This is a genomic window from Hymenobacter siberiensis (assembly GCF_018967865.2).
In the GTDB taxonomy this organism is placed as follows: domain Bacteria; phylum Bacteroidota; class Bacteroidia; order Cytophagales; family Hymenobacteraceae; genus Hymenobacter; species Hymenobacter siberiensis.
Genome location: NZ_JAHLZY020000001.1, coordinates 2,298,132 through 2,323,538 on the forward strand (window position 1 = coordinate 2,298,132; position 25,407 = coordinate 2,323,538).

The following is a 25,407-nucleotide window of genomic DNA, read 5'->3' on the forward strand; positions in this document are numbered from 1 at the left end:
CTAATTCATTAAGTCAGCCCATTCTTTCACCCATGTCCAAGCTGCTCGTCATCGGCTTTTCCTTCGGCTACCTGGTCCTGCTTTTCGGTGTGGCCTACGCCGCCGAGCGCCGTTCGGCCGCCCGGAAAAGCCTGGTGAGCAATCCCTACGTGTACGCCCTGAGCATGGCCGTATACTGCACGGCCTGGACGTACTACGGCTCGGTGGGCCGGGCCGCGCACAACGGGCTGGAGTTTGTGGGCATCTACCTGGGGCCCACGCTGCTTGCCCCGGTGTGGTGGCTGGTGCTGCGCAAGATTATCCGCGTGAGCCGGCAGCAGCGGCTCACCTCTATTGCCGATTTTATTTCGGCCCGCTATGGTAAGAACGCGGCGCTGGGCGCGCTGGTTACGGCGGTGTGCGTGCTGGGCATTGTGCCCTACATCGCCCTGCAAATCAAAGCAATTGCGGCTTCGTTCGTAACCCTTACCGGGAGCGGCGCGGGCGTGGGCGGCCCGGCCGATACCACGGCTCTCTACACCACGAGCGCGCTGGCGGTGTTCACCATCCTGTTCGGGGTGCGTTCGGTAGAGGCTACCGAGCGGCACGAGGGCATTGTGCTGGCCGTGGCCGTGGAGAGCGTGCTCAAGCTGGTGGCGTTTCTGGTGCTGGGGGCTTTCGTCACGTTTGGGCTGTTTCACGGATTCACCGACGTATTCGACCAGGCGGCGGCCGTGCCGGCCCTGCGGCAGCTGTTCACGCTGCGCGGCTCGGGCACGGGCGGGGCCGAGTGGTTCACGCTGCTCGTGCTCAGCATGTCGGCCATTCTGCTGCTGCCCCGGCAGTTTCAGGTGGCGGTGGTGGAGAATGTGGATGAAAACCACCTGCGCAAGGCCATGTGGCTGTTTCCGCTCTACCTCATCATCATCAACCTGTTTGTGCTGCCGGTGGCCTTTGGTGGCATGCTGAAGCTGGGCCACACGGGCATCGATGCCGATACCTACGTGCTGGCCCTGCCGCTGGCGGCGGGCCATTCGTGGCTGGCGCTGCTCACGTACCTGGGGGGCTTGTCGGCGGCTAGCAGCATGATTATCGTCGAAACCATTGCCCTGAGCGTGATGATGAGCAACCACCTGCTCATGCCGCTGCTGGTGCGTGTGTCCTCGGTCCGGCCCGAAGGCCAGACGCGTTGGTTTGCCTACCTGGGCCGCGTGGCCCTCGAAAGCCGCCGCCTGGCCGTGGTGCTGGTGCTGCTGCTGGCCTACGGCTACTACGCCGCGGTGGGCAAAACCCTGCCGCTGGTGAATACCGGTCTGGTGTCGTTCGCGGCAGTGGCGCAGTTTGTGCCCGCCGTGCTGGGCGGGCTGTACTGGAAGGGCGGCTCGCGGCGCGGGGCCACGGTGGGGCTGTTGGCGGGGTTTGCGGTGTGGTTTTTCACGCTGGTGCTGCCCATGCTGGTAGGGCCGGGGCGGCTGCCCGAGTCCATTCTGACCGAGGGCCTGGGCGGAATCAGCGGCTTGCGGCCGTTTTCACTCTTTGGGCTCGATGGGCTCGATTACCTCTCGCACGGGCTGTTCTGGAGCTGGTTTTTCAACATCGGCCTCTACGTGGGCCTCTCGCTGGCCTGGCCGCCCACGGCGCTGGAGCTGCGGCAGGCCGACGTGTTTGTGGACGTATTCACGCGCCGCAGCCTGGCCGAGGAAGTGGCCGGCTGGCAGGGCCGCACCCCGTTCCCCGACGTGCGCGCCCTATTGCTGGGCTTCCTCGGGAAGAAGCGCACCAACCAGGCCCTGCTCACCTTCGCCACCCGCTTCCCCGACGCGATGCCGCCTTCACCTTCGGAGGAACTCACCACTTCACCACTTTACCACCTCACCACTGCCGACCCGCGCCTGCTCACCTACGCCGAGAAGCTGCTGGCCGGCAGCCTCGGCCCGGCCAGCGCCCGCATGCTGGTGGCCTCGGTGGCCGGGGCCGAGCAAATTAGCTACGACAGCGTGGTGGGCATTCTCAAGGAAAGCCAGCAACTACTCGAAGCCAACCGCCAGCTCCAGCGCCTCACCGACGAGCTGCGCGCCGCCTACGACCAGCTTCAGGCCCTCGACAACCGCAAGGACGAATTCCTTTATACCGTGACGCACGAGCTGCGCACGCCGCTCACCAGCATCCGTGCCCTGGCCGAAATCCTGGCCGACAACCCCGATTTGGAAGAGGAAGAGCGCCTGCGCTTTCAACTCACCATCGGCCGCGAGGCCGAGCGCCTCACCCGGCTCATTTCCCTGGTGCTCGATTTGGAGAAGTTCGAATCCGGCCAGGCCACCCTGGACCGTGCCCCAATAGCGGTGAATGAGCTGGTGGCCGAAGCCCTCGACGCCGTGGGCCAGCTGCTGCGCGACAAGCACATTGCCCTGCATGTCGACGTGCCTGCCGACCTAATCCTCCATGCCGACCGCGACCGCCTCATGCAGGTCCTCGTCAACCTGCTTTCCAACGCCATCAAAGCCTGCCGGCCCGAGGGCCAGGGCCGCATCGCGGTACTGGCCTGGCCCACCGCCGATGTGCTCCTGCTTTGCGTGGAAGACAACGGCCGGGGCATCTCGCCCGCCGCCCAGCACCTCATCTTCGACAAGTTTTACCAGGCCCAGCACCAGACCACCCGCAAGCCCGAAGGCACCGGCCTGGGCCTGGCCATCACCCGCAAAATCGTAGAGCTGCACCACGGCCGCATCTGGGTCGAAAGCAGCCTGGAGCAGGGGGCCCGCTTCTTCATCGAGCTGCCGCTGGCGGGAAGCAGTCCGGAAGAAACGGAGTACGACCCGAAACGTCATGCAGAGCGTAGCGAAGCATGACCGTTTACTACCCTTGCCCACCCCGTGCCTATTGGTCTCTTTCCTGCCTCACCACCCATGAAAACGCCCCACATTCTTATTGTCGATGATGAGCCCAACATTGTCATGTCGCTCGAATTTCTGATGCGCAAGAATGGCTTCCAGGTCGGCATTGCCCGCAACGGCACCGAAGCCCTGGCCGCCATCGACCAGACCGCCTACGACCTCATTCTGCTGGACATCATGATGCCCGATGTTGATGGCCTGCAGGTATGCCGCCAGCTGCGCCAGCAACCCGACCGCGCCGGTACCAAGGTCATTTTCCTCTCGGCCAAAAGCCGCGAGGCCGATGTGCAGCAGGGCTATGAAGTCGGGGCCGATTTATACATTCCCAAGCCGTTTAGCACCCGCCAGCTCATGGAGAAAGTGCGGGAGCTGCTGGGCGTGGCGACGTAACGTTCCCGTAGCACATGCTTTAGCTTGTGCTCGCGTGCTGAATCCGTTCACCGCCGCCCAAGCTAAATCATGGCCCACATCCCACCACTCCCAAATCCCACCCGCTATGAAACCAGCCTGCTCTTACGCCGCCACCCACGCCGCCAGTCTGGCCGACCCGGCCGGGTTCTGGACTGCCCATGCCGCCCACCTGCACTGGGATAAAAAGCCCACCGAGCCTCTCAGTCAGGATGCCAACGGCTTCTACCGCTGGTTCAAAGGCGGCGAGTTGAATACCAGCTTTCTCTGCCTCGACTGGCAGGTGGAGCAGGGCCGCGCCGACCAGCCGGCCCTGATTTTCGACTCGCCCGTGACCCATACCCAGCGTACCTACACCTATGCCGAGCTGCTGGACCTTACGGCCCGCCTGGCCGGCGGCCTGCGCGCGCTGGGCGTGGAAATGGGCGACCGCGTCCTCATCTACATGCCCAATATGCCTGAGGCCGTGGTGGCCATGCTGGCCTGCGCCCGCCTTGGGGCCGTGCATTCGGTGGTGTTTGGAGGGTTCGCGCCGCACGAGCTGGCAGTCCGAATCGATGATGCCCGGCCCCGCGTTATCATCTGCGCCTCGGGCGGCATGGAGTTCGACCGCGTGATTCCCTACAAGCCGCTGGTGGAGGAAGCCCTGGCCAAAGCCACCTTCCAGCCAGACCATGTCGTGGTGTGTCAGCGCGATTTCGGGACCGCCGAAATGCAGCCCGGCCGCGACATCGACTACCAGGAATTACTGCGCGCCGCCCCCGTTCCCGCCGTGTCCGTGCCCGCCACGCACCCGCTCTACATCCTGTATACCAGCGGCACTACCGGCCGGCCCAAGGGCGTGGTGCGCGACCACGGCGGCCACGCCGTGGCCCTGTTCTTCAGTATGAAAACCGTGTATGACCTCGCGCCCGGCGAGGTCATCTTCTCCGCTTCTGATATTGGCTGGGCCGTGGGGCATTCCTACATCGTGTACGGGCCGCTGCTGCGGGGCTGTACCACCGTGCTCTTCGAAGGCAAGCCCGTACGCACGCCCGATGCCGGCACCTTCTGGCGCATCGTAGCGCAATACCGCGTCAACGCGATGTTCACGGCGCCCACCGCCATCCGGGCCATCAAGAAGGAAGACCCGGAGGGGCTGCTGGCCAAAAAGTACGACCTGAGCAGCCTGCGCCACCTGTTCCTGGCCGGCGAGCGCTGCGACCCCGCCACCTACGCCTGGGCCAGCCACCTGCTGGGCGTGCCGGTAGTCGACCATTGGTGGCAAACCGAAAGTGGCTGGCCCATGCTGGCCACCCTGGCCGGGCTGGAAGAAATGCCCGCCCCCCGCGCCGGTAGCGCCGGCCACCCCGTGCCCGGCTATGATGTGCATATTCTGGATGAGGCCGGCCAGTCCGTGCCCGCCGGCACCACCGGCCTGGTGGCCGTGAAGCTGCCGCTGCCCCCCGGCTGCTTCCCCACGCTCTGGAACGACGATGCCCGCTTCCGCGAAGCCTACCTCAGTGCCTACCCCGGCTACTACCTCAGCGGCGACGGTGGCTACCGCGACGATGATGGCTACACCTACATCATGGGCCGCGTCGATGACGTTATCAACGTGGCCGGCCACCGCCTCAGCACCGGCGAGATTGAGGAAATCCTGGCCGCCCATCCGGCCGTGGCCGAATGCGCCGTATTGGGCATCGCCGACCAGCTGCGTGGCCAGGTGCCCGTGGGCCTGGTAGTGCTGAAAGACGGCCAGACGATAGGAGAGGAGCAGCTCGAAAAAGAATTGGTGGCCAACGTGCGCGCCCAAATCGGGGCGCTGGCCTGCTTCCGCGCCGCGCTGGTGGTGAAGCGCCTGCCCAAAACCCGCTCCGGCAAAATTCTCCGCAAAACCATGCGCCAACTCGCCGATGGCGAAGACTTCACCCTGCCCGCCACCATTGACGACCCCCTGATTCTGGACGAAATCCGCGCCGACCTGCAGCGGCGCGGCCTGGGGGCGGCTTTCGAGGCCAAAGCTTCCGCGTAGCGCACCGCGCCAAGCCGAGGGCAAGCCCCAGTCTGCTGCCCTTTGGCAACTCATAACTCTTAACTCCTAACTCAAAAAAATGTCTGCAATCCGAATCCGTACCCTCGAGGAATACCACGCCGACTACCAGCAGTCCGTGGCCGACCCCGATGCCTTCTGGGCCGCCGCTGCGGAGCCCTTCACCTGGCGCAAAAAGTGGGATACCGTGCGCAGCGGCGAGTTTTCGCCCGCCGGCGAAAGCCGTTGGTTTGATGGGGCCACCCTCAACCTCACCGAAAACTGCCTCGACCGCCACCTGGAGCAGCGCGCCAACAAGCTCGCCATCATCTTCGAGCCCAACGACCCCAAAACCCGCCACCTGCGCCTCACTTACCGCGAGCTGCACGGGCAGGTGTGCCAGTTTGCCAACGTATTGAAGAAAAACGGCGTGCAGAAGGGCGACCGCGTGGTGCTCTACATGCCCATGATTCCGAGCCTGGCCATTGCCGTGCTGGCCTGCGCCCGCATCGGGGCGGTGCACGGCGTCATTTTCGCCGGTTTCTCAGCCACCGCCATCGCCGACCGCATCAACGATTCCCAGGCGGGCTTCGTCCTCACCGCCGATGCCCTGGAGCGCGGGCCCAAGCAAATTCCTGTCAAGAGCATGGTCGATGAGGCCCTGGAGTTCTGCCCCAGCGTGCGCCGCGTTATCGTGGTAGAGCACACCGGCTGGCCCGTGCAGCTGAAGGAAGGCCGCGACGTGTGGTACCACGACGAGGTGAAGGATGTGTCCAAGGACTGCCCCGCCGAGGAAATGGCCGCCGAAGACCCCCTCTTCATCCTCTACACCAGCGGCAGCACCGGCAAGCCCAAGGGTGTGGTGCACAGCCAGGCCGGCTACATGGTCTGGGCCGATTACACCTTCCGCAACGTGTTTCAGGTGGAGGAAAACGACGTGTACTGGTGCACGGCCGACATCGGCTGGGTCACGGGCCACACCTATGGCCTCTATGGTCCGCTGCTGGCCGGCAGCACCACGCTGCTGTTTGAGGGCGTACCCACGTTCCCGTCGGCGGGCCGCTTCTGGGAGGTGATTGATAAGCACCACGTTACCATTTTCTACACCGCGCCCACGGCCATCCGCAGCCTCATGGCCACGCCGATTGATAACGTGCTGTCGTACTCGCTCAGCAGCCTGCGCATCCTCGGCTCGGTGGGCGAGCCCATCAACGAAGAGGCCTGGCACTGGTACCACCAGCACGTCGGCAAAGGCCGCTGCCCCATCGTGGACACCTGGTGGCAGACCGAAACCGGCGGCATCATGATTTCGGCCATGGCCGGCATCACGCCCTCGGTGCCCGCCCGCGCCGGCCTGCCGCTGCCCGGCGTGCAGCCCGTGCTCCTGAACCAGGACGGCACCGAAATCGAAGGCAACGACCAGGAAGGCTACCTCGCCATCAAAGGCAGTTGGCCGGGCGTCATCCGCACCACCTGGGGCGACCACGAGCGTGCCCGCCAAACGTATTTCACGCCCTATCCGGGCTATTACTTCACCGGCGACGGCGCCCGGCGCGACGAAAACGGCCTCTACCGCATCATCGGCCGCGTCGATGACGTCATCAACGTTTCGGGCCACCGCTTTGGCACCGCCGAAATCGAAAACGCCATCAACCAGAGCGACTACGTAGTGGAAAGCGCCGTGGTGGGCTACCCGCACGACGTGAAAGGCCAGGGCATCTATGCCTACGTCATCTGTAAAAACGGCGTCCCCACCACCGACCTCGACCTGCAAATGACCGAAGCCAGCATCATCGAAGCCGTGGTGGCCGAAATCGGCCGTATTGCCAAGCCCGATAAGATTCAAATCGTATCGGGCCTGCCCAAAACCCGCTCCGGCAAAATTATGCGCCGCATCCTGCGCAAAGTGGCCGAAGGTGAAACCAGCAACCTCGGCGATATAACCACGCTGCTCGACCCGCTGGTGGTGGAGGAGATTCTGGCGGGGAAGAAATAAATCCTCCACTACATTTGAATCGGGCCGCTGAACCAGTTTCGGCGGCTCGTTTTTTTGATTGTTGGTTTCTGGCGATTTCGTTTTTTTGCCGCTTCTATCCTTTGCCCGGCGCTTTAGCGCCGGGTTAGCGCCGGGTTAGCCAGCAATATTTTCTCGGCCTTTAGCCCTACCCATCGCCTGCTATGCCTTACACCGCTATCTGGATTCATGCGGTTTGGGCCACCCATCAGCGTCATCCCTGGTTTACTGCTGCCATTCGCACTGCCTTGTTTCAGCATATGCGCGAGCAGGCTAACCGCCAGAATATTCGCCTTACCGATGTGAATGGCTTCGCCGACCACGTCCACATCCTCTTCGCCCTCGCTCCCGACCAAACCCTGGCTAAAGTCATTCAATTGCTCAAGGGAGAGTCCAGCCATTGGCTAAATCAGTAGGGCTTTATCGCATCCGGGCCATTTCGCTGGCAGTCAGAATACTGGGCCGGCTCTGTCAGCCCTTCCGGGCTGGCGCGGGTACGGACATACATTGCCGGCCAGGAAACGCACCATCAATCCATGAGCTTTGCTGAAGAATGCGAGCTTCTTTTTAAAGGGCTGGGAATTGCGCCGGACGTAACTGGCTCGGAATCCAGCAAGGGCTAAAGCCCCGTAAAAAGAAAATGCCTCAATCCCGGCGCTAAAGCGCCGGGCAAAGCGTGGGGCCGAATGCAAATCGGAGCTTCGTATAACACTGGCCTATTCTACCGTGTAACAACTCAGCTCACCCAAACACCTTCACCCGCTCACCCTTGCGCTTGGTGCGCAGGTGCTGCCGGATAATTTGCTGCACGTCCTTGTTATCGGTATACACTTTAATTACATCCCGGAAATCGGCCAGCTTGCGCGCCGAGAACGTCTCATCTACGTAGCCGAAGCCGCAGTAGCGGCCATTTTCCACCAGCACGATGCTCTTTTCCAGCTCCGTGCGGCCCGGGCCGATGACTACGAACGATTCGTGCTCGTAGCTGATGCTGTCGATGGCCTCGTCCACGCGCAGGTTGTAGCTCTCCGGGGGTTCCTGGCCCACGCAGGCTCCCAGGCAGCGGTGCACCTGGTAGTCGAAGCACGCGCCCGGCGTCTTGTACAGGCCGCACAGCTTCTGGCAAAGGTTGTACTTGGCCACTTTGTGGTACAGAAATCCCTGCGCCTTGTACTGGTTGCCGAGCGCGATAATGGGAATTTCGGCGTTGCGGGCATCGGCGCGGCCGTAGGCCAGCACCTTGTAGCCTTCCTCGTTGGTGCGCAGGTAGATGCCCGCCGGAAACACCGAGCGCCGCTGCGCCCGGTTGTAGGCCGGTTTCATCTGCTTAATCAGGTGCGACTCATACAGCAGCGCTACCAGCTCCGAGCCGGTCAGCTCCCAAGTAATGTCGGCAATGGAATTCTTGAATTCCAGGCTCTTGCGCGACTTTACATCAATAGCAAAGTGCTGCTGAATGCGCTTGTAGATGTTGATGGACTTACCCACGTAAATCACCTCCCCGGCCTCGTTGTGGAAGTAGTACACGCCCGTGGCCTGCGGCAGGCTGGCTACTACTGCCGCTGGCAGCAGCGGCGGCATCAGCGCCTCGCGGATGGCCGTTTGCACGGCGGCCACGCGCTTGGGCGAGGGCTTTTTGGTGCTGGCCGCCTGGCCGGAAGGGGCTAGGGCATCTACGCGGGCCAGGGTGTGGCTGGTGTCGGTGCCGTGGGGGAGGTCCTCGGTTTCAGTGGTGATTTTGAGGAGCTTGCCGAAGAGCAGGGCGGTGGCGTGAGCATCGCCGGCGGCGCGGTGCCGCCCTTCGAGCGGGATGCCGATGTTCTGGCACAGCTTGCCCAGGCTGTAGCTGGGCTGGCCCGGAATGAGGCTGCGCGAAAGGCGCACCGTGCACAGCGTTTTGCGCGAGTAGTTGTAGCCGAGGTCGGCAAACTCCTTCTTCAGAAACGAGTAGTCGAAGCGCACGTTGTGGGCCACGAACACGCAGCCTTCGGTCATTTCCACCACCTTGCGGGCCACTTCGTGGAACTTGGGCGCGTCACTCACCATGTCGTTGGTGATGCCCGTGAGCTGGGTGATGAACGGCGGAATGCTCCGGCCGGGGTTGAGCAGCGTAGCGTACTCGTCCACAATCTTCTCCCCGTCGTGAATGTAGATGGCTATTTCGGTGATGCGGTCCTGGGTGGGCTGCCCGCCGGTGGTTTCAAGGTCGATGATGGCGTACAAAGCGCGGCACGGAAGGTGGTCAGAAAGGAAAGCTAACAAGTTTAGCCCGGTAGAAGGTTGCATGTGCCGTAGCAGCGCTGTCATCCTGAGCGCAGCGAAGGACCTTGTTCCCGAAGAACGGTCTGCAATAATACAGTTGGTGCATAAGTAATCAGGCCTTTCGCCGCGCTCAGGATGACAGCGCCTCTGACCACTACATCCGCTTTATTATGCGCCAGGCCTTCGCAAAAAAGCCCGGCTTGTCGTCCGAGGTGTCGTTTTGCGTGTCCTCGCCATCGGTCACATCGCCGAGCAGAAAGCCCCAGGGTTCGGTGGCTTTGCTGGCATCGAACACCACTTTGAGCACCGCTACCAGCGGAATGCTCAGAATCATGCCCGGCGTGCCCCACAGCTCGCCGCCCAGAATGAGGGCGATGATGGCGGCCATGGGATTAATGCTCACTTTCGAGCCCGTAATCATGGGCGTGATGAAGTTGCCTTCCAGAAACTGCACGAACATAAACACGCCCACCACGGCCGCCGCCTTGCCCGGCGAGCCGGTTTCGACCAGCGTTACCAGCGCCGGAATGGCCGAGCCCACCATGATGCCGATGTAGGGAATAACGGCCAGCACCGAGGCAAACACGGCGAAGAAAATGGCGAATTTCACCCCCAGCAGCAGCAGCCCGGTGGCATTGAGCACCGATACCACCACAATTACCGTGAGCAGCCCCTGGATATAGGCCTGCACCACGGTCTGAATGCTGTCCATGGTATGCAGCACGGTGGTGCGCTTGTCGGGGGCCACGAAGCGGAACATAAACTGCCGCATGTGGTCGCGGTAATACAAAAAGCAGAAAATATAAATCGGAATCAGCGTGGTTACGCTCAGCACGGCGGCCGTCATGCTAAGCGTGGAGCCCAGATAGCCGCCCGCCGATTTCTTCACCGATTTCATCGACGAGTCAATCAATTCGACCTTGCTCATGGGGTGGTAGCCAAACTTCTCGCTGGCCCATTGCTGAATCTGGTCGAAGTACACCAGTGATTTTGCCTGGAGCTTGGGCAGCTCGTCGCGCAGCGTCATGAGCTGCGTGCCAAACAAATAGAACAGGCCCGTGAGCGCCGCCGTCAGCAGCAGCAGCGTAGCGATGATGGCCCAGATGCGCGAGAATTTCCACTTTTCCAGCCGCAGCACCAGCGGCAGCAGCAGCACCGCCAGCAGCCCGGCAAACAGGATGGGCAGCAGCACGCCATCCAGCTTATGCAGCACATACACCAGCAGCGACAACCCAATCAGGAGAAAAGTATAATGGATTACCGGCGACTGCTTCACCTCGGCCGGTGCCTGGTTTTGGGCGGGCGTGGGCAGGTTGCGCGGCTGGTTGATGAGGTTGGGGCGGGGAAACATATTCGTTGGGCAACAAGCAGTAGGAGAGAAGCAGAAAACCGGGCGGCTGGCCCCCCGGCCCGTGAACCGGGACGGCAGCAGTGCTGTTGAAAACTAAATAATTTGGCGGGACTGGCTAAGCTTACTGGCAGCAGTGGGCTTGCCATGCCGCTGTTTTCTGCGTTATTTTACCCCAGAACTGCCCTCCTTACGGATTTTTTTAGATGAACGACGAACAATTGCCGCTCGCCCCGGCCGCCGCCGACCACGGCTACAACGAAGACAGTATTCGCTCGCTGGACTGGCGCGAGCACATTCGCCTGCGGCCCGGCATGTACATCGGCAAGCTCGGCGATGGCTCGGCGTACGACGACGGCATTTATGTGCTGGTGAAGGAAGTCGTTGATAACTGCATCGATGAATACGTGATGGGCCACGGCCGCACCATCGACATTAAGATTTCCGACAGCCGGGTGCAGGTGCGCGACTACGGTCGGGGCATTCCGCTGGGCAAGGTGGTCGATGTGGTGAGCAAAATCAATACCGGCGGCAAGTACGACAGCAAGGTGTTTCAGAAGTCGGTGGGCCTCAACGGCGTGGGCACTAAGGCCGTGAACGCCCTCAGCGGCTACTTCCTGGTGCAGAGCGTGCGCGAGGGCATCCTCAAGGCCGCCGAGTTTGCCCAGGGCAACCTGGTGAGCGACCCCAAGCCCACCAAAACCAGCCAGCGCAACGGTACGCTCGTCACGTTCCAGCCCGATGACACGATTTTCAAGAACTACCGCTTCATCCCGGAATACCTCGAAAATCAAATCTGGAACTACGTTTACCTGAACGCGGGCCTTACCATCAACTTCAACGGCCAGAAGTATTACTCCGAAAACGGCCTGCTCGACCTGCTGGCCCGCAAGGCCGACGTCGAGCACCTGCGCTACCCCATCATTCATCTCAAAGCCCCCGATATTGAGATGGCCATGACCCACGGCAACGACTACGGTGAGGAGTATTATTCCTTCGTGAACGGCCAGTATACCACGCAGGGCGGCACGCACTTAGCCGCCTTCCGCGAGGCCGTTGTGAAAGCCGTGCGCGAGTTCTACAAGAAGGACTACGACGCGGCCGATATCCGGGCCAGCATCATCGCCGCCATTTCGGTGCGGGTGCAGGAGCCGGTGTTCGAGTCCCAGACCAAAACCAAGCTCGGCAGTGTAAACATGGGCGAGGACGGCCCCACCGTGCGCGGCTTCATCCTCGATTTTGTTAAGGAGCACCTCGATAACTACCTGCATAAAAATCAGTTGGTAGCCGAGGCCCTGCGCAAGCGCATCGAGCAGAGCGAGCGGGAGCGCAAGGACATGGCCGGCGTGAAAAAACTGGCCAACCAGCGCGCCAAAAAAGCCAACCTGCACAACCGCAAGCTGCGCGACTGCCGCTTCCACCTGGGCGAAAACGCCAAGGATGGGGCCGAAAAAGAGCTTTTGACCACGCTCTTTATCACCGAGGGCGACTCCGCGTCGGGCAGCATCACCAAGAGCCGCAACGTGGAGCTGGAGGCCGTATTCAGCCTGCGTGGTAAGCCGTTGAACTGCTTCGGGCTGAAAAAGAAAATCGTGTACGAGAACGAGGAGCTGAACCTGCTCCAGCACGCGCTCAACATCGAAGAAGGCATTGAGCACCTGCGCTACAACCGCGTGGTGGTGGCCACCGATGCCGACGTCGATGGCATGCACATTCGCCTGCTGCTGCTCACGTTCTTCCTGCAGTTCTTCCCCGATTTGGTGCGCAACGGCCACGTTTTCATCCTCGAAACGCCGCTTTTCCGCGTCCGCAACAAGAAGGAAACCATCTATTGCTACAACGAAAGCGAGAAGCAGGCCGCCATGCGCAAGCTGGGCAAAAACCCCGAAATCACCCGTTTTAAGGGCCTGGGCGAGATTTCGCCGGACGAGTTTGGCAGGTTCATCGGCGAAAACATCAAGCTGGAGCCCGTCATTTTGCAGTCCGACCGCAGCATTCAGCAGGTGCTCACCTACTACATGGGCAAGAACACGCCCGCCCGCCAGGAATTCATCATCGAAAACCTGCGCCTAGAAAAAGACCTGATAACGTCCGATGTGCTGCCCGTGGCCGAGGTTGCCGAAGCTGATTTGGCCTGAACACCAAATGCGCTAGCTGTCCCATTTCTGGAAAAACGCTCGATAAGCACAACTATTAGCTCAGTAAAATTTCCCTGAATGAGTACTTGATGTTTGGGAATAATTATTTTGTGTGTACGTTTGCCTTGTCGGCTAGGGGTAGACTAGTCGACACATTCCACGGAAAAGCCCGAGCCCTTGGTTCGGGCTTTTTTCTTTTTGTGTTAGCCGGCCCTGATGCAGGCGCCCACCAACCTGGGGAAAAGACAGCCGTTGGCTAGTTTATTTAGTTTGCTTTCCGGCGATAAAAAGCCGAAATTTGGCTTTTTGGGTGCGTTGCTATTCGATGGGGCGTATCCCTGGTGGCCCTGGTTCGCTAAGAATCTTGGGAACTTTTCGGCTCTGGCCGGAATTGTAATTTATTGCGCTCCGCGCTGATTCCGGTATTTTTGACGGCAGTACGCCGACCTCATTCGCTTCCCCCCGTGGCTTCTCTCGATACTCCCAACTCCGACGCTCCCGACCAGGATTTTTTACAACCCGGCGACTCGGTGAATTTTGACCTGTCGGCTTTTTCGCCGGCCGCCGATGCCGATGCCGAAGAGCCCACCAGCTTCGCCGCGCAGGATGCTGCCGGGGGCACCACTGCCGACGATGCGCCGTCCGCGCCCGCCGATTTATTCGGCGGCCTCGTGCCAGAGCCAACTGCCGCCGTAGCCATCCCCACAGAGGAGCAAACCGAGGAGGAGCCTAAATTCGCCCCGGGCGAAACCATTCACGACGTGGCCACCGTGCGCGGCATGTACCAGAACTGGTTTCTGGACTACGCCTCCTACGTAATTCTGGAGCGGGCCGTGCCCGCCATCGAGGACGGCCTCAAGCCCGTGCAGCGCCGCATCCTGCACGCCATGAAGGAGATGGACGACGGCCGCTTCAACAAAGTGGCCAACGTCATCGGGCAGACCATGCAGTACCACCCGCATGGCGACGCCAGCATCGGCGATGCCATCGTGAACCTGGGCCAGAAAGACCTGCTCATCGAAACCCAGGGCAACTGGGGCGACGTGCGTACCGGCGACGGTGCCGCCGCCGCCCGCTACATTGAGGCCCGGCTCTCGAAGTTTGCCATCGACGTGGTGTTCAACCCGGATACCACCGAGTGGCAGCTCAGCTACGACGGCCGCAAGCGCGAGCCCATCACGCTGCCCGTGAAGTTCCCGCTGCTGCTCGCGCAGGGCGTGGAGGGCATTGCTGTGGGCCTGAGCACCAAGATTATGCCCCACAACTTCCGCGAGCTGTGCAAGGCCAGCATCGACGTGCTGCGGGGTCGCGAGGTGCAGCTGTTCCCGGACTTCTCGACCGGCGGCCTGTGCGACGTGACCAATTACAACTCGGGTATGCGCGGGGCCAAAATCCGGCTGCGCGCCACCATCGAGAAGGTCGATAAAACTCTGCTCATCATCCGCGACATTCCCTACGGCTCCACCACCACGGCGCTGATGGAGAGCATCGTGAAGGCCTCGGAAGCCAATAAAATCAAGATTAAGAAGGTGGTCGACAACACGGCGGCCAACGTGGAGATTCAGGTGCAGCTGCCTACTGGCGTGTCGCCCGACCTTACCATGGACGCGCTGTACGCCTTCACCGATTGCGAAATCAGCATCTCGCCCAACACCTGCGTCATCATCGACGACAAGCCCCGCTTCGTGGGCGTGGAAGATGTACTGCGCCAGAGCACCAAGGCCACCGTGCGCCTGCTGGAGCGCGAGCTCGAAATCCGCCAGGATGAGCTATGGGAGCGTTGGCACAACGCTTCGCTGGAAAAAATCTTCATCGAAAACCGCATCTACCGCAAGATTGAGGAGTGCGAAACCTGGGCCGAAATCCTCGAAACGATTGATAAGGGCCTGAAGAAATTCGTGCGCATAGAAGGGGAGAAGGCCAAAGCGGAGGACACCCGCATTGTGCTCCGCCGTCCGATTGAGGAGGACGACCTCACGCGCCTCACCGAAATCCGCATCAAGCGCATCTCAAAATTCGACGCCTTCAAGGCCGACGAATACCTGCAAAAGCTGGAAGCCGAGCTGGCCGAAGTAGCCGACCACCTGGCCAACCTCACGCGTTACGCCATCAACTACTTCGAGGGCCTGCTGAAAAAGTACGGCGCGGGCCGCGAGCGCAAAACCCAGCTCCGCACCTTCGACGTGGTAACGGCTCAGAAAGTGGCCATCGCCAACCAGAAGCTTTACGTGAACCGTGTAGACGGTTTCGTGGGCTACGGCCTAAAAAAGGACGAATTTGTGTGCGACTGCTCCGATTTGGACGATATCATCGCCATCAAGCGCGACGGCACGTTCATGGTAACCAAAATCGGTGATAAGACCTTCGTGGGCAAGGATATCCTGCACGTCGGGGTCTACAACAAGAACGATGACCGGCTGGTGTATAACATGGTGTACCTCGACGGCGCGTCGGGCATCAGCTTTGCCAAGCGCTTTCTCGTTTCGGGCATCACCCGCGACAAAACCTACGACCTGACCAAGGGCACCAAGGGCACCAAAACCCTCTACCTCACGGCCAACCCCAACTCGGAATCCGAGATTGTCAACATCCTGCTTTCCGACAAAGCCCCGGCGCGGGTGAAGCAGTTCGACTTCGATTTTGCCGAGCTCAGCATCAAGGGCAAGGGCTCGATGGGCAACATCGTGACCAAGCAGCCCATCAAAAAAATCACCCAGAAAACCCTGGGCGACTCCACGTTGGGCGGCCGCGAAATGTTCTTCGACAGCGTGGTGGGCCGCCTCAACACCGCCGGCCACGGCCGCTACCTGGGCACCTTCGACACCGAAAATGCCCTGCTGGTAGTGCACAAGGACGGCAGCTACGAGCTGACCGCGCCCGACCCCGCCATTCATTTCGATGTGCCCAACATGGTGCTGCTGCGCAAACTAGAATCCGACACGGTGCTCTCGACGGTGTACCTCGATGGGGAAAGCAAAGTGCACTACGTCAAGCGGTTCAGGATTGAAACTAGTACGCTGGCCAAGCGCTTTCTGTTTATTTCCGAAGCCAAAGGCTCGAAAATGCTGGCCGTGACGGCCAACCCCGAGCCGCTGGTGGAAGTCAAAATTCAGAAGGACAAGAAAGCCGAAAAGGAAACCGAAAACATTGCCCTGCACGACTTTATCGACGTAAAAGGCTGGAAGGCGATGGGCAACAAGCTCAACTACTACAAAATCCACGCCCTCGCGCTGCTCACCGACGAAGGCCCCGAGCCGCAACGCCGCGAAGTGAAAAAGCGCGCCGCTGCCCCCCGGCCCGGCGAAAATCCCGCCGGGGCCGAAGCCCAACCCGAGCCTGCCGGCCCCGTCGACGTAACCGCCGAGGAAGTGGCCCGCGCCCAGGAGCTGCTGAAGCGGCCCAAGGCACAGCTGGGGCTGTTTTAAAACCAGCCGCCGGGTAGTGAAGTGATGCCGGGCGGCTGGCCGTTGAATTTTAAGCGACTGATTCTGGTGCTCAGCAATCCTTTTGCGCTATTTATTTGCGTTTATGCTTGTGTTGTTTCGGTGGTGGTCGTGCTTGCTATTGGTAGCCCGGTGGGGGTATGGCGGGTTGGGTCGCGCCTTGCTGTTCTGCATCCTGGCGTTGCTGCCGGCGGCTGGCCAAATTCGGCCGCTCCCCACTAAACCCATTGTCCTCCCCGTGCTGGCAACTGCCCCACCCGCCGACCCGCCGGCTGTGCGCGTCAAGCTATTCCAGGCCGCTGCGCTCGCCAATAGCTTCAAGGATTCCGAAGCCCTGGCCGTGTACCAGGAAATTCTGAAAGGGGTACCTACCCACTACCTGGCCCTGTGGCAGGCCGCCGTGCTGAGCGTAGAAATCGGTGCCCGTTACTCCGATGAAACCCGCAAATCGGCTTATTTCGACCTCGGCCGGCAGTACGCCGACCGCGCCCTTCTGCTCCGGCCCGAAGGCGGCGAGAGCAACTACGCCGTGGCCCTGGCCCTGTTCAACCAAGCCACGCTGTACCGCGCCGGTGCTCGTCTCAGAGCCTTCAGCGACCTGCGCTCGCACGTATATCTGGCCACCGAGCGCCGGCCCGACCTGCCCGAAGCCTGGCAGCTGCGCGGCCGCTGGCAGTACCGCGTGGCGCACTACAACATAATAGAACGCCTGTACAGTAAAATCGTGCTCGGTGGGGTGCCGCCCGGCGGCGACAGCAAAGAAGCCATGGCCGACTTGGAAAAAGCCCGCGAGCTGGCTCCCCAAAACCTGCAATTTTGCTACGATTTGGCCCGAATGTACGTCTACCAGGGCCGCCGCCGCCGCGCAATTGCCTTGCTGCGCAAGGCCGAGCGCCTGCCCACCTTCACCAGCGAAGACTTGGTGGTAAGCCGCCTGTGCCGCAAAATGCTGCCCCCGCTGGTGCGTGCCGATGCGCGCCGCCAGAAACGCCGTGCGCGCGAAGGCAAAAAACCTAAACCCGCTATTCTGGCTCCCGCTGATTCCAGCCGGGCGCGCCGCGATACCCTCAGCCGCAAGCAGTAGCAACTAGCTTTGCATTTACATGACCATGCGCTTTTCGGTTTCGATACGGTTTTCTTCGCGTTGGCTACCGCTGGTGGGCTCCCTGGCCGTGGCTGCCTGCCAGTCCGCGCCCTCCGAGCAGCCCGACACCCTGGTGAACCTGAAAACAGTGCAGAGCGGCCCCCGCGTGCAGGCCGATGAGCTCAACGGGGCCATCGCTCGCGAGCCCCGCAATACGGCCCTGCTGGCCCGCCGCGCCACCCTGCGCCTGGCTGCCGGCCAGCCCACCGCCGCCCTCACCGACGTAGCCGCCGCTCTGGAAATAGACGATTCCGACAGCAACCTCTACTTCATTCAGGCCAAAGCCTACCGTGCGCTGGGGCAGCTGCCCGCCGCCCTGGCCGCCGCCCGCCAGGCTGCCGACCTTGGCTTTTCGGGTCCCGAACTACCGCTATTTGTGGGCGAAACCCACCTCGCCGCCCGCAACTACCCCGCCGCCCTCGACAACCTCGACCGCACCCTGCGCCTCGACCCCGACCAGCCCGCCGCGCTCTTCTACAAAGGCCTCGCCTACGCCGCCACCGCCGATACCAGCACCGCCGTGCAGTACCTGCAGGATGCCCTGGCCCGCGACTCCCGCGAGCCCGAAATCCTGCACCAGCTGGCCTTTCTGCTTAATGCCTGGCGCATACCCGCCGATGCGGCCCGCTACGCCGCCCTCGGGATGAAGCTCGATACCGCTTCCGGTTTGTTGCGCTACGACTACGGCCGTCAGCTGGAGCTGCAAGGCCGTCCGGATAGTGCCCTGTGGTACTATCGCCGCGCCCTGACCCTCGATACCAGCGTGTACCGGGCCGATTATCGTCTGGGCCTGTCCGCCGTTAAAGCCCGCCAGCCCGTTACCGTCATCAAGCACCTTACCCGTGCCTTGCGCCGCAACCCGCGCCTGCCCGAAGCCCGCTCGCTGCTTGCTGAAGCCCTCGAAACGCAGGGCCGCCTCTCCGAGGCCCTGGTCCAGTACCGCCTGCTCGTGGCCGAAAATCCCGGCAACCCGCACTGGACGTTTAAAGTGTGGAAGACGAATGGCATGGTGCAGGCCACTTTGCCCGATAGCCTGCGCACCGCGCCGCGCTACTTTTACCGCCGCCCCATGGCTCGGCCCCGCATCGAGCCCGTCGCGCCGGTTTCTCCGCTGAATTCAGCAACGGGGAATCAATAGCCCAGAATACTGATTAGAGGCAAGCGTTGGAATTTCCCAGCCGCCGCTTGTCCGAAAAAAATACCGCCCCTCCCGGCACAAGTGCTAACTTGCGCCTTGCTTGGCCCTCCCGGCCGCTTTTACCCCATTCTCATGCTCAACATCACCCTCCCCGACGGCTCCCAGCGCCAGCTGCCCGACGGCGCTACCGGCTACGACGTCGCCGCCAGCATCTCCGAAGGCCTTGCCCGCAATGCCCTCGCCGTCACCGTCAACGGTGACGTGCGCGACCTCCACCGCCCCCTGCCTGACAATGCGCAGGTTAGCATCCTCACCTGGAACGACACCGCCGGCAAATCCACCTACTGGCACTCCTCGGCCCACCTCATGGCCGAGGCCCTCGAAGCGCTGTACCCCGGCGTGAAGCTGGCCATCGGCCCGGCCATCGAAAACGGCTTTTACTACGATGTCGACCTCGGCGACGGCCGCAGCATCAGCAGCGAAGACTTCCCCGAAATCGAGAAGAAGATGCTCGAGCTGGCCAAAACGAAAAGCCGCTACGAGCGCAGGGACGTTTCCAAAGCCGATGCCATTGCCTACTTCACCGACAAGCAGGACCCCTACAAGCTGGAGCTGATTGACGGCCTCGAAGACGGTCAAATTACCTTCTACACGCAGGGCGGCTTCACCGACCTCTGTCGCGGCCCGCACATCCCCGACACCAGCACCATCAAGGCGGCCAAGCTCATGAACGTAGCCGGTGCCTATTGGCGCGGCGACGAGAAGAACAAGCAGCTCACGCGCCTCTACGGTATCACTTTCCCCAAGGCCAAGGACCTCACCGAGTACCTCGAACGTCTCGAGGAAGCCAAGCGGCGCGACCATCGCAAGCTGGGCAAAGAGCTGAAGCTGTTTGCTTTCTCCGAGAAAGTAGGAGCGGGGCTGCCCCTGTGGCTGCCCAAAGGCACCGCCCTGCGCGAGCGCCTCGAACAGTTCCTGCGCAAAGCCCAGGTGAAGGCCGGCTACCAGCCCGTCGTCACGCCCCACATCGGCTCCAAGGAGCTGTACGTTACCAGCGGCCACTACGAGAAATACGGTGCCGACTCGTTCCAGCCCATCAAAACGCCCAACCCCGGCGAGGAATTCTTCCTCAAGCCGATGAATTGCCCCCACCACTGCGAAATATATAAAACCGAGCCCCGCAGCTACCGCGACCTACCCGTGCGCTACGCCGAATTCGGCACCGTGTACCGCTACGAGCAGTCGGGCGAGCTGCACGGCCTCACCCGCGTGCGCGGTTTCACGCAGGACGACGCCCACATCTTCTGCCGTCCCGACCAGGTGAAGGAGGAGTTCAAAAAGGTGATTGACCTGGTGCTCTATGTCTTCAAAAACCTCGGTTTTGAAGACTATACGGCCCAAATCAGCCTGCGCGACCCTGAGAACAAAACCAAGTACATCGGCACCGATGAAAACTGGGTTCTGGCCGAAAGCGCCATCATTGAGGCTGCCGCCGAAAAAGGCCTTTCCACCACCACCGAATTGGGCGAAGCCGCCTTCTACGGTCCCAAGCTCGACTTCATGGTGCGCGACGCCCTCGGCCGCCGCTGGCAGCTTGGCACCATTCAGGTCGATTACAACCTGCCCGAGCGCTTCGACCTCGAATACGTGGCCTCCGACAACACCAAGCAGCGCCCCGTGATGCTGCACCGCGCGCCCTTCGGCTCGCTGGAGCGTTTCGTGGCCGTGCTCATCGAGCACTGCGCCGGCAACTTCCCGCTCTGGCTCACCCCCGAGCAGTTCATCGTGCTGCCCATCTCGGACAAGTACATCGACTACGCCAACGAGGTGAAAGCCCAACTGGAGCAGCGCGACCTGCGCGGCACCGTGGATGCCCGCGACGAGCGCATCGGCCGCAAAATCCGCGATGCCGAGATGAGCAAGCTGCCTTATCTGCTAGTGGTAGGGGAGAAGGAAGCCCAGGACAACATCATCAGTGTGCGCAAGCATGGCGAAGGTGACCTCGGCTCGATGCCGATTGAGGATTTCGTGAAAAGCGTGCAAAGTCAGATTGTAGAAGCCTACTAATCAGGCTATAATCTGGATAGGTGGAACGTCATGCAGAGCGGAGCGAAGCATCTTTACCGCAATACCATTTCTTTTAACCAGGATTACGTATTGCGGTAAAGATGCTTCGCTCCGCTCTGCATGACGTTCTTTAATTACGCAGGCTGTCAAATTGATTAGGCAATCCCCTTGCCTTTCCATTAAAAATGACGATATTTGCCCCTTGATACCCAGGTCTTACCCGGCCTAAACCACGCAGACTCTCATTCCCCGCCACTTTTTTAGCAGGAGGACCAAACCATAGCAGCTCCGAATCGTCGGTACGTGCCCCGCCAGCAGGTGGAAGAGCCGTTCAAAATCAATCAGAAAATCCTGGCCCGCGAGGTACGACTCGTCGGCGACAACGTCGAACAGGGTGTTTATCCAACAGACCAGGCCCGGAAAATGGCGCAGGAGCAGAATCTCGACCTCGTTGAGATTTCGCCTACCGCCACCCCGCCCGTCTGCCGCGTCATCGACTACTCGAAATTTAAGTACGAGCAGAAGAAGAAGACCCGCGAGCTGAAAGCCAAGCAGACCAAGGTCGTGCTCAAGGAAATCCGCTTCGGTCCCAACACCGACGAGCACGACTTCGCCTTTAAGGTAAAGCATGCTCAGGACTTTCTGCGCGAAGGCGCGAAAATCAAGAGCTACGTGCACTTCGTTGGTCGTAGCATCGTGTTCAAGGAGCGGGGCGAAATCCTGTTGCTCAAGTTTGCCCAGGCCCTCGAGGACCTTGCCAAAGTGGAGCAGCTGCCCAAGCTTGAAGGCAAGCGCATGTTCCTCTACCTGGCCCCGAAAGCGGCTGCCGTAGTGAAGCCCGCCGCCAAGCCCGCTGCTGCTTCCGATGCCAAGCCCAAAGCCCCCAAGCCCGCCGAGCCCAAGGCAGAGGCCATCGAAAAGCCCTCCGAAACGGCACCAGCACCCGCTGCCGACGACGCCGAATAGATTTTACCCGGTTGAAGATGGCTTCCCGACCACTGGTCAGTCAGCAATCAACAATCAACAACCAACCCTCCAATACTTACTACAATGCCGAAAGTAAAGACGAAATCCGGTGCCAAGAAGCGCTTTGCGCTCACCGGAACGGGCAAGGTGAAGCGGAAGCACGCCTTCAAATCACACATCCTCACGAAGAAGACGACCAAGCAGAAGCGCGGCCTGACCCACACCGGCCTCGTGAGCAGCGCCGACATGAACCGCGTGCGCCAGATGCTGAATATCTAAGTAGTAAATGAGTAATTGGGTAAATGAGTAATTTATGACTCGCTTACCCAACAAACTTTACGCACTTATTCATTTACTCAATTACCATAAACCAGGCTTCCGGCCTTAAGACCTTCATCCGTCGCCGGCTGCCAAAAACTCTCTAGGTTATGCCAAGAAGTGTCAACCATGTGGCCTCGCGCCACCGCCGCAAGAAAATTATGCGTTTGGCGAAAGGCTATTATGGCCGTCGCAAAAACGTGTGGACCGTAGCCAAGAACGCCGTTGAAAAAGGCCTTCTCTACGCTTACCGCGACCGTAAAGTAAAGAAGCGCGAATTTCGTGCTTTGTGGATTCAGCGTATCAACGCCGGTGCTCGTGAGCACGGTCTGTCGTACTCGCAGCTGATGGGCGGCCTGAAAAAGGCTGGCATCGAGCTCAACCGCAAAGTGCTGGCTGATTTGGCCCTCAACCACCCCGAAGCCTTCAAAGGCATCGTGGAGAAGGCAAAATAACTGCCCCTGCGCGCTATCCACCAAGAAAACGCTGGCCCTTGGGTTCAGCGTTTTCTTGTTTTATCCCTTGTTGGTCTGGCCAGCTTGTCGGGTTGTTTCCGCTCCGTATCTGGTCAGGCAAGTCACTGACTAAAAGTACTGGAAACAAAAAACCGCTCCAGTACTAGACTGAAACGGTTTTCGACGTAGCGGGAGGCGGGCTCGAACCGCCGACCTCAGGGTTATGAATCCTGTGCTCTAACCAGCTGAGCTACCCCGCCGGGTTTTTGTGGGTGCAAAGGTAACGTTACAAAAGGCCCCAAAGCAAGGTGCTGGGCCAAATAAAACTGTATTTCTTCTGTGTTCCGCTCGTTTTATCATTGCGGCGCTCAGCTTCCTTCGTCCTAGTCCTATGGCATTGCCTGATACTCAAACCAAAACGCGTTTTGTGGTAGAATTTCCCATCAACGCATCACCCAAAATTCTTTTTCCCTACCTGGCTACTGCCTCGGGCCTTTCGCAGTGGTTTTGCGACGATGTGCGCTACGTGGAGGGCCAGCGCCTCAATTTTATCTGGGATAATGACAATCATTACGCCGAAATATCAGGCCAGCGCCTGAATAAGGCAGTGCGCTTCGTATTTCTCGATGACCACCGCCAGTCGGTGCTCGATGCCAATTCCCTGGAGTTTACCCTCGATTCGTCGCAGGTGACCGACGAAGTGTACCTGCGGGTAGTTGACTACTCCGCCGGCCACGATGCCGCCGAGCAGCATGAGATGTGGGAAGGCCTCGTGGCCAAGCTGCGGGAGCAGGTGGGCGGCTAAGCGGCCCAATCCTTTCACAACGGTACTGCGGTACTTTTTTCTCTGAACTTTCGTTTCTGCGCTGGCGCACCTTTTGCGCCCTCAAGCGTCGCTCACCATGCTCAAAAAGCTCGATAAGCTTATTCTGAAGGCCTTTGCCGGCCCGTTTCTGCTCACCTTCGCGGTGGTGCAGTTTATTCTGCTCACGCACACCCTGCTCAAGTATCTGGACGATATCATCGGTAAGGATTTGGGTACGGGGGTGCTGTTGCAGCTGCTCTTCTATTTCAGCGTGCTTATCGTGCCCGTGTCGCTGCCGCTGGCCGTGCTGCTGTCCTCATTGATGACTTACGGTAACCTGGGCGAGCACCACGAGCTCACGGCCATCAAGGCGTCGGGTATTGCGCTCACGCGCATTCTGCGGCCGGTGCTGCTGCTCACGACGGGGCTGGCCATCGGCGCGTTCTGGTTCAACGAAACCATTGTGCCCAAGGCCAATCTCAAAGCCTACAGCCTGCTGTGGGACGTGCGCCAGCAAAAGCTGGCTCTGGACATCCGCGAAGGCGTGTTCTACAGCGGCATTCCCGGCTACACCATCAAGGTGGATAAGAAAACCGGCGAAAACGGCGACCGGCTGCACGGCGTCATGATTTACGACCACACCCAGAAGTCGGGCAACGCCACGGTGATGCTGGCCGATTCCGGCCGTATGTTCACCACGCTCAACGGCGGTTATCTGAACCTGGAGCTATTTCACGGCCACAACTATATTGAGCAGCCCGATTCCCGCGACCGCGCCGGGGCTAGCTTCGTGCGCCAGGGATTCGACCACAACGTCATCACTTTTTCGCTGGCTTCGTTCAGCCTGGGCCGCACCAAGGAAGACCTGTTCAAGGAAAACCGAATGATGCTCAATATTACGCAGCTCCGTTCCGCCACCGATTCGGTGCAGAAGAAAATGCATGCTGAGCAGCGTCAGCTTCCCCAGCAGATGAATGCGTACTACACCTTCGCACGATTTGATACCACCGGACGGCGGGCCAACCAGAAGGTGGCAAACCTCCAGGTGCCCGCTACGAAGCTGGCCCCGGTTACCGTCTCCATTCTCCAGCAGGCAGGCAACCGCGCCCGCAACCTTCAGGCATTCGCCAATTCTACTTCCGAACGGCTCAATGACTACGCCCGCAACTCAGCCTTGTTCCGGATTGAGGTTTACCGGAAATACTCGCAGTCGGTGGCCGTACTGCTCATGTTTCTGATTGGGGCGCCGCTGGGTTCCATCATCAAGAAAGGTGGCTTGGGCGTGCCCATTCTCATTTCCATTCTCTTCTTCATCGTGTACTACGTGCTCAGCATCATGGGCGAGAAGTACGGCCGCGAGTTCGTGATGCCGGTAGGAGTGGGCATGTGGATGTCGAATCTGGTGCTGCTGCCGGCTGGCCTGTTCTTCCTCTACCAGGCCTACAACGACTCCGGCTTGCTGGAGATGGACTTCTGGCGGCGGCTGCCGCGGCGCCTAGGCATCCCGGCCCTGCGCAAAATCACGGAGCCCGAGGAAGAATTTGTAGCATAAGCTTGCTTATGCTACAAATTCCGCCGGCTCGCTTTCATCCTGTTTTTAAATTTCGTACCTTTGCGGCACCCCAATGTGTGGGGTAGTCAAATTTCTTTTTTCATCCTAAAATCTAAGACGGGGTAAGACCTATCAGCCGATGATTTTAAATACCGAAGCAAAACAGGCCATTTTCGAAAAGAACAGCCTGCAGAAAGTGAAAACCGATACCGGTTCGGCCGAGTCGCAAATTGCGCTCTTCACCCACCGCATCACTCACCTCACCGAGCACCTGAAGGTGAACAAGAAGGACCACAGCACCCGCCTGGGCCTTCTGAAGCTGGTAGGTAAGCGTCGCAGCATGCTGGACTACCTGCAGCACCGCGAAATCAACCGCTACCGCGCCATCATCAAGGAGCTGGGCATCCGTAAGTAATTTCGGAATCTGAGAGTAGGGAGCCTTCCAACGAAGGTTCCCTACTCTTT

At 60.4% G+C, this 25,407-nt stretch carries 17 protein-coding genes, 1 tRNA gene and 1 pseudogene; 16 read left to right on the forward strand and 3 right to left on the reverse strand.

What is annotated here, in order from left to right; translation table 11 throughout:
* Window positions 1–32 precede the first annotated feature (32 nt).
* From KQ659_RS10205 to tnpA, 5 genes are all read left to right on the forward strand, one after another.
* A complete protein-coding gene (locus KQ659_RS10205) occupies window positions 33–2,828 on the forward strand; it encodes an ATP-binding protein (RefSeq protein ID WP_216688881.1) in 2,796 nt (931 codons plus the stop codon).
* A gap of 57 nt (window positions 2,829–2,885) precedes the next feature.
* Window positions 2,886–3,263: a response regulator transcription factor gene (locus tag KQ659_RS10210; RefSeq protein ID WP_216688880.1), complete on the forward strand. Its 378-nt coding sequence runs from the start codon at window positions 2,886–2,888 to the stop codon at window positions 3,261–3,263.
* Window positions 3,264–3,369: 106 nt separating this feature from the next.
* Complete coding sequence (locus KQ659_RS10215) at window positions 3,370–5,295, forward strand: AMP-binding protein (RefSeq protein WP_216688879.1); 1,926 nt, start codon at window positions 3,370–3,372, stop codon at window positions 5,293–5,295.
* A gap of 79 nt (window positions 5,296–5,374) precedes the next feature.
* Window positions 5,375–7,288, forward strand: a complete 1,914-nt coding sequence (acs, locus tag KQ659_RS10220; protein ID WP_216688878.1) for an acetate--CoA ligase — start codon at window positions 5,375–5,377, stop codon at window positions 7,286–7,288.
* A gap of 182 nt (window positions 7,289–7,470) precedes the next feature.
* A complete protein-coding gene (gene tnpA, locus KQ659_RS10225) occupies window positions 7,471–7,722 on the forward strand; it encodes an IS200/IS605 family transposase (protein ID WP_216688877.1) in 252 nt (83 codons plus the stop codon).
* 325 nt (window positions 7,723–8,047) lie between these two features.
* On the opposite strand, the gene KQ659_RS10230 is transcribed toward tnpA, so the two are convergent.
* Window positions 8,048–9,529 carry an exonuclease domain-containing protein gene (locus KQ659_RS10230; RefSeq protein ID WP_216688876.1) on the reverse strand — a complete coding sequence of 494 codons (1,482 nt, stop codon included), beginning with the start codon at window positions 9,527–9,529 and terminating at the stop codon, window positions 8,048–8,050.
* Between the two features lie 193 nt (window positions 9,530–9,722).
* The gene (locus KQ659_RS10235; protein WP_216688875.1) at window positions 9,723–10,919 is read right to left on the reverse strand and encodes an AI-2E family transporter; all 1,197 of its coding nucleotides are present in this window, start codon (window positions 10,917–10,919) and stop codon (window positions 9,723–9,725) included.
* A gap of 203 nt (window positions 10,920–11,122) precedes the next feature.
* Here KQ659_RS10235 and KQ659_RS10240 point away from each other — a divergent pair, with 203 nt between their 5' ends.
* The 8 genes and pseudogenes from KQ659_RS10240 to rplT all read left to right on the forward strand — a co-directional run bounded on the left by KQ659_RS10240 (window position 11,123) and on the right by rplT (window position 22,585).
* A complete protein-coding gene (locus KQ659_RS10240) occupies window positions 11,123–13,054 on the forward strand; it encodes a DNA topoisomerase IV subunit B (RefSeq protein ID WP_216688874.1) in 1,932 nt (643 codons plus the stop codon).
* A 698-nt stretch (window positions 13,055–13,752) separates the two neighbouring features.
* Complete coding sequence (locus KQ659_RS10245) at window positions 13,753–16,479, forward strand: DNA gyrase/topoisomerase IV subunit A (protein WP_408610793.1); 2,727 nt, start codon at window positions 13,753–13,755, stop codon at window positions 16,477–16,479.
* A gap of 256 nt (window positions 16,480–16,735) precedes the next feature.
* A complete protein-coding gene (locus KQ659_RS10250; protein ID WP_216688873.1) occupies window positions 16,736–17,581 on the forward strand; it encodes a tetratricopeptide repeat protein in 846 nt (281 codons plus the stop codon).
* Window positions 17,582–17,600: 19 nt separating this feature from the next.
* Complete coding sequence (locus KQ659_RS10255; RefSeq protein ID WP_216688872.1) at window positions 17,601–18,779, forward strand: tetratricopeptide repeat protein; 1,179 nt, start codon at window positions 17,601–17,603, stop codon at window positions 18,777–18,779.
* A gap of 132 nt (window positions 18,780–18,911) precedes the next feature.
* The gene (gene thrS, locus KQ659_RS10260; RefSeq protein WP_216688871.1) at window positions 18,912–20,846 is read left to right on the forward strand and encodes a threonine--tRNA ligase; all 1,935 of its coding nucleotides are present in this window, start codon (window positions 18,912–18,914) and stop codon (window positions 20,844–20,846) included.
* Window positions 20,847–21,125: 279 nt separating this feature from the next.
* Window positions 21,126–21,683 (forward strand): annotated as a pseudogene (infC, locus tag KQ659_RS10265) (translation initiation factor IF-3); the annotation flags it as partial.
* A gap of 213 nt (window positions 21,684–21,896) precedes the next feature.
* Complete coding sequence (gene rpmI, locus KQ659_RS10270) at window positions 21,897–22,091, forward strand: 50S ribosomal protein L35 (RefSeq protein ID WP_046242504.1); 195 nt, start codon at window positions 21,897–21,899, stop codon at window positions 22,089–22,091.
* Window positions 22,092–22,240: 149 nt separating this feature from the next.
* A complete protein-coding gene (gene rplT / locus KQ659_RS10275) occupies window positions 22,241–22,585 on the forward strand; it encodes a 50S ribosomal protein L20 (protein ID WP_168672944.1) in 345 nt (114 codons plus the stop codon).
* 186 nt (window positions 22,586–22,771) lie between these two features.
* Here rplT and KQ659_RS10280 read toward each other — a convergent pair.
* A tRNA-Met gene (locus KQ659_RS10280) sits at window positions 22,772–22,845 on the reverse strand.
* A gap of 131 nt (window positions 22,846–22,976) precedes the next feature.
* Here KQ659_RS10280 and KQ659_RS10285 point away from each other — a divergent pair.
* The 3 genes from KQ659_RS10285 (at window position 22,977) to rpsO (ending at window position 25,357) form a co-directional block, all read left to right on the forward strand.
* Complete coding sequence (locus KQ659_RS10285) at window positions 22,977–23,390, forward strand: START-like domain-containing protein (RefSeq protein ID WP_216688870.1); 414 nt, start codon at window positions 22,977–22,979, stop codon at window positions 23,388–23,390.
* Window positions 23,391–23,487: 97 nt separating this feature from the next.
* On the forward strand, window positions 23,488–24,942 hold the full coding sequence (locus KQ659_RS10290; RefSeq protein ID WP_216688869.1) for an LptF/LptG family permease: 1,455 nt from the start codon (window positions 23,488–23,490) through the stop codon (window positions 24,940–24,942).
* 139 nt (window positions 24,943–25,081) lie between these two features.
* The gene (rpsO, locus tag KQ659_RS10295; RefSeq protein ID WP_208172960.1) at window positions 25,082–25,357 is read left to right on the forward strand and encodes a 30S ribosomal protein S15; all 276 of its coding nucleotides are present in this window, start codon (window positions 25,082–25,084) and stop codon (window positions 25,355–25,357) included.
* Window positions 25,358–25,407: the final 50 nt, after the last annotated feature.